The sequence below is a fragment of the Lacticaseibacillus jixiensis genome (assembly GCF_042847315.1).
GTDB classification, from domain to species: domain Bacteria; phylum Bacillota; class Bacilli; order Lactobacillales; family Lactobacillaceae; genus Lacticaseibacillus; species Lacticaseibacillus jixiensis.
Window position 1 is genome coordinate 39,934 of sequence record NZ_BAAFPR010000023.1, and the last position, 9,416, is coordinate 49,349.

Here is a 9,416-nt window from a genome sequence, read left to right on the forward strand (position 1 = left end):
AAAATTCCCCGGTTCAAATAAACAAAGCGGAGCAGCCCGAACTTAACGATGTGTGGTCTTTAATAAGGCCCGGAAAGGTGTTGCTCCAAAATTTCGAATCAAGTTATTGAGCAATTAGCGCACATTGTTCGATGTTTAAACCACAGTCGCGAGTTGAGTCGATCAAACAAAGCGGCGCAAAGCACACTTATATCCCGCCGCGTCGCTTTGCACAGCTCGACAACGGTTAAAATTGCCCGCTTTGTTACCGCATTCATTCTACCACGCAACATCAATTGCTGGATAGATGTGCAGAGTGGAAGTAGAAGCTCATTTTCTCATCGGCGTAGATTGCCTTGGAAAAGTTAAATAACGTGTTGTTTTTGGTATAGTTCATTTGGGCTAAAGTCAAGCGCTGGTCGCCTTCTGCTAGGCCGAGCAGAGTTGCTTGGTCGGCAGCGAGGCTGGTCATGGACATGTAATCGTCTGATGCGACAACGGTGACGTTGAAGGTTTCAGCAAGGAATTCGAAAATCGACGAGTTGATACTGTCAGTGGAAAGAAATGGTACGACACTCGTGAGGTAATACGATTCCTCCAACGCATAGATTGCATTGTCCATATAACGCAAGCGGATGACGCGATAGACTTCGGCGTCGCCTTCAACGTTGAACTGCTGAGCCAATGGGATCGTACTGGCAAGCGCTTTATCAAAGGTGACGATCTTACTCGTCGGGCGCGGGGCAGTCTTGATTAAAGGCTTACCTGCGCCAACTGATAGGTTGACAGCGTGCTTAGAGTTGAGCTGAATGTGGTTGATGTAGTATCCTGATCCTTGTACACGTCTTAATAACCCTTGTTGATAAACAACGTCAATGGCACGGCGGATCGTGTTGCGGCTGACGCCGAAGCGTGCCATGAGCTTGGCTTCGGTGGGCAATTTGCTGGTAAACTGGCCATTGGTGATCGATTGGATCAGCTGGTCGGCGATGTCGTGGTACATGTGGATCACCTCCAAATGTGACAAATTTTGGTTGCAAGTACTTGTTTAATTTGTACCCATGTATTATTATAACATTGTATTGAAAACGCTTTAAGCTTTTGACGCAAATTTTTTCGACTAAAGGGGAAAAAACATTATGGCTAAGAAGACGATCATGTTAGTATGCTCAGCGGGGATGTCCACCAGCCTGCTTGTGTCCAAAATGCAAAAGGCTGCCGCAGCCGATGGTATTGAAGCGGACATCTTTGCAACCGCATCCACTGATGCCGATAACAAGCTGGAAGAGAAGCACCCAGACATCTTAATGCTCGGCCCTCAGGTGCGCTTCATGCTGGATAACTTCAAGAAGAAAGCCGCCGATATCCCAGTCGAAGTCATCAACATGCAAGACTACGGCATGATGAATGGCGAGAAAGTCCTTAAAGAAGCCCTTCGCGCCATCGATGAAGGCGCTAAAGCATAACCAGAGCGCAGTGGCGCGCATTTAGCGGTGGATATAAGGTGGGATGGCAGTTGGGCGTTCTTTGCCCAATTGACGTCACGACTTATATCGCGCCGCGTTGCGCCACGGAGCTCGACGATGAGCCCAAGCAGCTAACGCAATAGGTAGACAGCAGGATGTCACACCTATTTCGTTATTCTGCACAGTTTAACCAACCACTAGGCGCCATTGCGCGCCTGCACTTTCATATTCGATGAAGCGCGTATCAGAAGTACGCGCTGGAAGCCTTTGACAACAAAGAAGACTGGACGTCCTTCCAACATCGAATGTGAAAGTGGAGGTGCGCAAGCGAAGCAGGATTCGCTGGCGCCGACAATCATTTACAAATTGCACGATCATTTACAGCATATTTGTCCAGAAGCAAACCAACCATATTAGGGGGACCATCATGGCAGAAGAAGAGAACAACGAAAACATGCAAGCCGTCATGGGCTTGATCATCAATGGCGGCAACGCCAAAAGCTCCGCATTTGAAGCAATCGCCGCAGCCAAGAAAGGCGACTTTGACCAAGCCAAAGCCAAGCTTAAAGAAGCTGACAATTTCTTAGTTGACGCCCATAACAGCCAGACTAAAATGCTGACGGCAGAGGCTAACGGCGAGCACGCACAAGTCACCTTGTTGATGGTGCATTCACAAGACCACTTGATGACTGCGATCACCTTCCGTGACTTAGCAGGTGAAATCGTGGATCTGTACCAGAAGATCGCTGAAAAGTAGGCAAAAGTATAGTCTTTTGTCAAAAGATGATTTAAAATAAAAGATGGCTGGAGGTTTGCTCTGGTCGTTGCCTACACAACTGAGCCAAGCCTAGTCTTGGCTCGTTTTGCCATTATCGCCGGCTCCGGGGGGAACGACGGTAAGTGCGGAAGATAAGGAGAGTTGAATATGACTAAAGGTTACCAGATGCCCGATGGGTTTCTTTGGGGTGGCGCGGTTGCGGCGCACCAAGTCGAAGGGGCGTGGCAAGCCGGCGGCAAAGGCGTCTCCATCGCTGACGTGATGCGCGCCGGGGCCAAAGACGTGCCGCGGTTGGTTGATGATGCACCACAAGCCGGTGAAGTTTATCCCAACCATTGGGGCATTGATTTCTATCATACCTACAAGGAAGACATCAAGTTGTTTGCCGAAATGGGCTTGAAGTGTTTCCGGACCAGTATCGCTTGGACGCGCATTTTCCCCAATGGGGATGAGGCGCTGCCAAACGAAGACGGCCTGAAGTTCTACGATGATTTGTTTGCCACTTGCAAGGCCAATGGTATCGAGCCGATCGTGACGTTGTCTCACTTTGAGATCCCGTTGCATTTGGTGAAAGCATACGGCGGCTTCCGCAGCCGCAAAGTGGTCGATGCGTTCGTGAAGTTCGCTCAAGTGTGCTTCGAGCGCTACCATGATGTGGTCAAATACTGGATGACGTTCAATGAGATCAACAACCAAGCCAGCTGGCGCGATCCGCATCCGTTGTTGCAGAACTCCGGTTTGTTGCTGGATGATGCGACCAACGCCGAAGAAGCGATGTTTCAAGCGGCCCATCTCGAATTCGTGGCCAGCGCCAAAGCGGTGCAAATCGCGCATGTTATTGATCCGACGCTGAAAGTGGGCGCGATGATCGCCATGACGCCGATTTATCCGTTGTCTGCAAAGCCTAAAGACGTGATGATGGCTGAACGCGCCATGCGTTATCGCTACTATTACGGCGATGTCCAAGCCACCGGTGAATACCCGGCTTGGCTGGCCAAGTATTGGGCACGCAAAGGTTATCATGTTGAAATCACAGACGCCGATCGCATTGCCTTGAAAGCCGGCGCTGTTGATTATGTCGGCTTCTCGTATTACAATTCGCTGGCAGTCGACTATAAAGACGACAACCCAGACATGGATTATGATGAAGCCAACTCCGTCGTAGAGAATCCTTATGTGCCACGCTCTGATTGGGGCTGGCAAATCGATCCCGTAGGTTTGCGGTATGGCATGAACTGGATGGCCGCGCGCTGGCACAAGCCATTGTTCGTTGTTGAAAATGGCTACGGGGCTTACGATGAAGTCGTTGATGGTCAAGTGCATGACGATTATCGCATCGATTATTTGCGCGATCATGTCTTACAAATGGAAAAGGCAGTGGTTGAAGATGGCATCGAACTGTGGGGTTATACACCTTGGAGTGCCATTGATATCATTTCTGCTTCGACTGGTGAAATGAAGAAGCGTTACGGCTTGATCTATGTGGATCAAGACGACAAAGGGAACGGTTCTGGCAAGCGTTTGAAGAAAGATTCATTTAACTGGTATAAGCAAGTGATCGCGTCAAACGGCGCAGATTTGTAATATGACACAAAGAGACGCTCACGTCACTTGATAGGTGATGTGGGCGTCTTTTGGTGTTGGATGGCGCATAAGCATCTAATAACAGATCGAATATGACTCGATTCAAATTGGCGGTATCCTTACCTCATCATAGTGAATGGTGAGGTGTTTTTAATTCAGAGAAACCTGAGATTGTTGAGATTAAAAAGGACAAACCATTGCGGCCTAATGCTTGCTTGTAATTTTAATGCCGGGGTGGTCATGGGCGAGGCCCTGGCGAAGCAGACCTTGCTGCTGACTGCGGGTGTCGCGCGCTTTTTTCAGCGCCACTTCTTTGCGCGACCGCTTCTTGTTGTGTTTGGGCATTTGTCTCATTCCTTGCTAAAAGTTAGTGAGACTAGTATAACACGGCGGGCAGTAGGACGCTAGCCAGGTGACAGCAGCAGTCTGCCACTTAGACAGAAGAAGTAATGGTGGTCAAGCGGGATGATTCGTGAAATGCTGCTGCCAGCAAACATAACGAGGCAGTGCCAATGGCAACGACAACCGAAGATCTGCTTAAGCAAGCGCTCGAACAAGTCCAATTCCTTACAGAGCAAGTCGCTTATTTAATCCCCCCGGCGGTAAAATTTGAAAAACTAACCTAAACAAGCAGAGCACCGCAATCTCAAAAATCCAGATTGCGGGGCTCTTTAGTACGGTCGATTATTAGGCGCTTACGATGGCGCAACGCGGGTGCGGCTAGCTACGCCAGCAAACTCGGAGCAAAAAGCGCTCCAATTTTACTGGCTAGGCTACCCGACCCGCTAAGAGCGCGCCACTCCGCTCTGGTTCGTCGAGCTGCGCAGCCCAACGCGGCGTGATATAAGTCGTGACGCCAATTGGGCAAAGTACGCCCAACTGTCATCCCGCCTTATATCCACCGCTAAGAGCGGGCTGCTCCGCTCTGGGGTTTAAACATCATCGCCGCGGCCACTGCTGATTGCCAGCCGGCGTATAATGATGCCCGCTGCGCTTCAGGCATGTGGGGGGTGAAGCGTTTGCCGATTTTGGCGATGGCTTGCAGCTCATCGGTATTTTGCCAGAAGCCCACGGCCAAGCCGGCTAGGTACGCGGCGCCCATGGCGGTGGTTTCAAGATTGGCGGCGCGTTCGATTGGCGTGTTCAACAAATCTGCTTGAAACTGCAACAAATAGTCGTTCATCGCGGCGCCGCCATCGACGCGCAAGGCGGGGATGGTGATGCCGGTGTCTTTAAACATCGTGTCCACAACGTCGCGGGTTTGATAAGCGAGGCTTTGCAAGGTTGCTTTGATGAAGTCGTCGCGCGTGGTGCCGCGGGTGATGCCAAATACCGCGCCGCGTGCGTCTGAGTCCCAATACGGGGCGCCTAAGCCGGTGAAGGCTGGCACGACATATACTTCGTTTTGGCTGGTTGAACGGCGTGCTGCCGCTTCAGAAGCTGGTGCAGAATCGATCAATTGCATGGCATCACGCAGCCACTGAATCGCGCTGCCTGCCACGAAAATGGATCCTTCCAGCGCATAATGCACCTGACCATCGATGCCATAGCCGATGGTCGTTAATAAATTATTGGCAGACATGATCGGCTCAACGCCGGTGTTCATCACAATGAAGGCGCCAGTGCCGTAAGTGTTCTTGACCATGCCTGGTTCCAAGGCCAACTGGCCAAACAAGGCGGCTTGTTGATCGCCTGCCATGCCGGCGATCGGCACCCCAGAGCCATAGAAGTGATAATCCGCAGTGAGGCCATAGACTTCAGAATTGCTGCGCACTGTAGGCAGCATCACTCTGGGGATGTTGAGCAAGTCCAAGATCTCTTGATCCCAATCCAGCGTGTGAATGTTGAACATCATGGTGCGACTGGCATTGGTGTAGTCGGTGACATGGATCGCGCCGCCAGACAGCTTCCAAGTCAGCCAAGTGTCGATGGTACCAAACAATAATTCACCGGCTTCTGCCCGTGCTTGCGCGCCTGGGACGTGGTCGAGGATCCAGCGCACTTTGGTTGCGGAAAAATACGGATCGATCAATAAGCCGGTGTGCTCATGGATCAAATCGTTGTACCCGCGGGCTTTCAAAGCGTTGGCAATAGCGTTGGTTTGCCGCGATTGCCAGACGATGGCGTTATAAATCGGCAAGCCGGTTTGCTTGTCCCACACTACCGTGGTTTCGCGCTGATTGGTGATGCCAATGGCGCGAATCTGCTTAGGCTGGACGCCTGAGTCAATGAAACTGGTGGCAATTGTGGACAACACGGCGTTCCAGATTTCGTTGGCATTATGTTCGACCCAGCCGGGCTTGGGAAAATATTGCGGGAATTCGCGTTGGGCATCAGCGACTTTGCGGCCGTTGTGGTCGATGATCAAGGTGCGGGTGCTGGTGGTGCCTTCGTCGATGGCGAGGATATATTCATTTGCCATAATACTCTCCTTCACAGGCGGCGACTTGCTGACACCGCTTACTCAACCATCATAGCGCGAAGCTTAGATGAGCTCAACTGCCAAGCACTGGTCTGGTTAGAAAGTCGCGTCGATGATTCGGACCAACGACGGATGCGCTTTCTCGTGCTTCTGGTATCCTAATAGTTGTTGGGGGTGAGATGATGAAACGCTGGTTGAAGAAAAGTTTGCTTGCTGGTTGTGTGATCGCCTTAGGTTTGTGCATCACACCGCTATTGACCCGCAATCAAACCACGACAGCCGCAGCGGCACTGGACTATGTCAATCCGCTGGTGGCTGAAACCACAGTTTATGTCTCACCGCGTACCAGCAGCGTGCAATGGCACGCCAACAATCATGGCGGCATGGATTACAGCTATCACGTGACAAGCTTTGATGCCCAAGGCCACGCGCGCGCCATCGTGCTGCACGCAACAGACGCACCGCTTGAAACGACCGGCTACTTGGCCGTGTCAACCAAAGGCCAAACGGTGCTGCAGTGGCGGCACATCAACGCTAAGCAGGTCCCGCCTGCCGCTTTACATCAAATCAGCCGTACCCAACACTAACGGCGCTAAACATTTTACCGGCTGGCGCATTGGTTTGTGCCGGACGCAAGACACACAAAAACCGCCTCGCACGAGAGACGGTTTTTGTGTGTTAAAAGACAAAATCCAGGATGAGCCAACCCATGACCCCAAGGATCGCCAGGCCCAAGAAATTCAACGCAGAGAAGCCGATGAAGAACTTGCCCGAGTCTTTGTTGCCAAATTCGGTGTATTGCTTGAACACCAAGAGGTTGCACATACTGCCGACTACCGTACCTAAGCCGCCGATGTTGGAACCTAAGAACAGCGCTTCTTGGAAGTTGGTGAACTTGGCGATCAGCACCGTCGAAGGCACGTTGGAGATGATTTGACTGGAGAACATGCTGGTCAAGAACACCGAATGCTCACTGGCCATCAGCCCGCCGATCAAAGCCACCACCCAAGGCAGTTGGCGCAAGACACTGACAATCACGAAGAATCCGCCGAATGTCAGCACGACAGCATAATCGACGTCTAGCATGATTTTGCGGTTAAAGGCCAAAGCCAAGGCAATCGCCGCAATGGCGCCGACCCAGCTGGGAATCATTTCCAAGACCCCGCCGAAGATGATCAGCGCCACGATCACGGTGATGATCGTCGGCCGCGTCTGCACGCGGATGTCTTGAGCCGGAACGTTAGGTAATGGGGTCGGCTTGATGAACTGGGTGAAGCAGGTGATCAAGATCAAGCTGGCGATCAGCAGCGGAATCGACCAGGTGAAGAAGGTCCCAACTGAGATGCCATAATGATTCATGAGGAAGATGTTATGCGTGTTCCCGAATGGAGTGAAGGCGCTGCCGAAATTGGCAGCCATGCCGATCAACGTCACCGGTAGGATCTCAGGCAGATCGAATTTCTTTGCGATCCGCAAGTACAGCGGCACCAAGGTCAACACTGTGACGTCATTGGTGAGAAACATGCCAGCGACGAGCGCCAACAACACGAACAACCATGTGAGCTGGCGATTCGTCGTGGCGCGACTGGTAAGCCGATAAGCAAAATAATCAAGGATATGTAGATATTCGAAAATCTGGATGACAGTCATCATCCCGAGAATCGAAAACAACGTGGAAAAGTTGATATCGGCTAGTCGCGGCCTGGCGAAGAACAGACTGAGCACCGCCAAGGCTGCGGTGATTTGCAACACGCGGTCTTTGACAATGTTTTTAATTACGGACATGTTTTAACCCTCTCCAAAATTGACTCAACACTCCCATTTTGCGCTAAAAATCCGAACGGTACAACATCTCTTGTGTAAAACTCGTGTAAACATTTATAGTGTCACTTTTACAATTGGATTAGCACAAGGCATAATCAGTTATACTGGTAGAGAATGGAGCGTGAAGATGTCAATGAATATCAAGATCATCGCCGTGGGCAAGTTGAAAGAGAAATACTTCAAAGACGGCATTGCAGAATACAAGAAGCGCATGAGCAAGTTCGCCAAAGTCGAGCTGGTGGAAGTGCCAGACGAGAAGGCCCCAGAGTCACTATCTGAAGCCGAGATGCTGCAAGTCAAAGAAGCAGAAGGCGAGCGGATCTTAGGCAAGATCAAAGACCGCGACTGGGTGATCGCGTTAGCCATCGAAGGCAAGCAGCGTTCTTCAGAAGCCTTCGCCAAAGAAATCGATGATTTGGCGACTTATGGTCATTCCGATATTGATTTCGTGATCGGCGGCTCCTTGGGCTTATCGCCGCAAGTGATGAAGCGCGCCGACAACACCTTGAGTTTCGGCAAGCTGACCATGCCGCACCAGTTGATGCGCTTGGTGTTGATCGAGCAGGTGTATCGAGCGTTCATGATCAATATTGGCAGCCCGTATCATAAGTGATGGTTTTTTTTGAAAGTCCAAGGATGATGGAATGATTGTTAACGTATCGACAGGCACAACTAGAAGATGTCAATATGCTCAATCAGATTATTTGCGAGCAACTTGCCTACCAGCCGGAATTTCCAGAGACGAGACTCCTGATTGCTGAGGTGCTGGCGAGCAGTAGCGACAATGTCTTTGTTTGTGTCGACGAAGGAATCGCAGTTGGTTTCATTCACATTACGACTTATCGTATCTTTTTAGTCGGAGTGGCAATCAATATCATGGGCTTGGCAGTGAGTTCGGACTATCAACATCAGGGGATTGGTCGTGAGCTCATGCAATTAGTTGAAGATGATGCACGAAAACGCTCGATCCACACCATTCGGCTAAATTCTGGGATTGAACGGGAAGATGCACATCGATTCTATCAGAAATTAGGACGTTCTGTTGATAAAACACAGTTTAGATTATCTAAGCATTTTACTTGGAAAAGTAATGAGGAATTTGAACACGCAACTGTCGATATTGAATGAAGCCTGTTTTGTATTCAATGAATAAAGTAAATTTTTTCCCCGCGTTTTACAATCAAGTTAGCCACTATCGTTAGCACTCAGACAAAATAAAAAACACCAAGTCGATACGACCTGTTATCATTAAAGTTCCTACACAATTAATGAAAGAGGTATCGTCTTGATGCAAGAACAGAATATCATGTCTCACACCAAAGGTCACCATCTGACTGCTTTCGAACGTGGAAAAATCGCTGCA

General features: G+C 50.3%; 10 protein-coding genes. 6 read left to right on the forward strand and 4 right to left on the reverse strand.

What is annotated here, in order from left to right:
• Positions 1-271 precede the first annotated feature (271 nt).
• Positions 272-982 (reverse strand): GntR family transcriptional regulator, encoded by a 711-nt coding sequence (locus ACGG90_RS12155; protein WP_390409774.1) that lies wholly within the window; start codon positions 980-982, stop codon positions 272-274.
• A 136-nt stretch (positions 983-1,118) separates the two neighbouring features.
• Here ACGG90_RS12155 and ACGG90_RS12160 point away from each other — a divergent pair, with 136 nt between their 5' ends.
• From ACGG90_RS12160 to ACGG90_RS12170, 3 genes are all read left to right on the forward strand, one after another.
• Positions 1,119-1,445 carry a PTS sugar transporter subunit IIB gene (locus ACGG90_RS12160; RefSeq protein ID WP_390409776.1) on the forward strand — a complete coding sequence of 109 codons (327 nt, stop codon included), beginning with the start codon at positions 1,119-1,121 and terminating at the stop codon, positions 1,443-1,445.
• A 427-nt stretch (positions 1,446-1,872) separates the two neighbouring features.
• Entirely contained in the window at positions 1,873-2,202 is a 330-nt protein-coding gene (locus tag ACGG90_RS12165) for a PTS lactose/cellobiose transporter subunit IIA (protein ID WP_390409777.1), read from the forward strand.
• 168 nt (positions 2,203-2,370) lie between these two features.
• Positions 2,371-3,807, forward strand: coding sequence for a 6-phospho-beta-glucosidase (locus ACGG90_RS12170; RefSeq protein ID WP_390409779.1), 1,437 nt, complete (start codon positions 2,371-2,373; stop codon positions 3,805-3,807).
• 204 nt (positions 3,808-4,011) lie between these two features.
• Here ACGG90_RS12170 and ACGG90_RS12175 read toward each other — a convergent pair whose 3' ends face one another.
• Positions 4,012-4,152, reverse strand: a complete 141-nt coding sequence (locus ACGG90_RS12175) for a hypothetical protein (RefSeq protein WP_390409780.1) — start codon at positions 4,150-4,152, stop codon at positions 4,012-4,014.
• A gap of 559 nt (positions 4,153-4,711) precedes the next feature.
• A complete protein-coding gene (gene glpK, locus ACGG90_RS12180) occupies positions 4,712-6,229 on the reverse strand; it encodes a glycerol kinase GlpK (protein WP_390409782.1) in 1,518 nt (505 codons plus the stop codon).
• A gap of 179 nt (positions 6,230-6,408) precedes the next feature.
• On the opposite strand from glpK, the gene ACGG90_RS12185 reads away from it, so the two are divergent.
• Positions 6,409-6,816 (forward strand): YxeA family protein, encoded by a 408-nt coding sequence (locus tag ACGG90_RS12185; protein WP_390409783.1) that lies wholly within the window; start codon positions 6,409-6,411, stop codon positions 6,814-6,816.
• Between the two features lie 91 nt (positions 6,817-6,907).
• Here the strand turns inward: ACGG90_RS12185 and ACGG90_RS12190 are convergent, their stop codons facing one another.
• Entirely contained in the window at positions 6,908-8,014 is a 1,107-nt protein-coding gene (locus ACGG90_RS12190; protein ID WP_390409785.1) for an SLC13 family permease, read from the reverse strand.
• A 172-nt stretch (positions 8,015-8,186) separates the two neighbouring features.
• Here ACGG90_RS12190 and rlmH point away from each other — a divergent pair, with 172 nt between their 5' ends.
• Both rlmH and ACGG90_RS12200 read left to right on the forward strand, forming a co-directional pair.
• Positions 8,187-8,666, forward strand: coding sequence for a 23S rRNA (pseudouridine(1915)-N(3))-methyltransferase RlmH (gene rlmH / locus ACGG90_RS12195; protein ID WP_390409788.1), 480 nt, complete (start codon positions 8,187-8,189; stop codon positions 8,664-8,666).
• A gap of 74 nt (positions 8,667-8,740) precedes the next feature.
• Complete coding sequence (locus tag ACGG90_RS12200) at positions 8,741-9,181, forward strand: GNAT family N-acetyltransferase (protein WP_390409786.1); 441 nt, start codon at positions 8,741-8,743, stop codon at positions 9,179-9,181.
• Positions 9,182-9,416 lie beyond the last annotated feature (235 nt).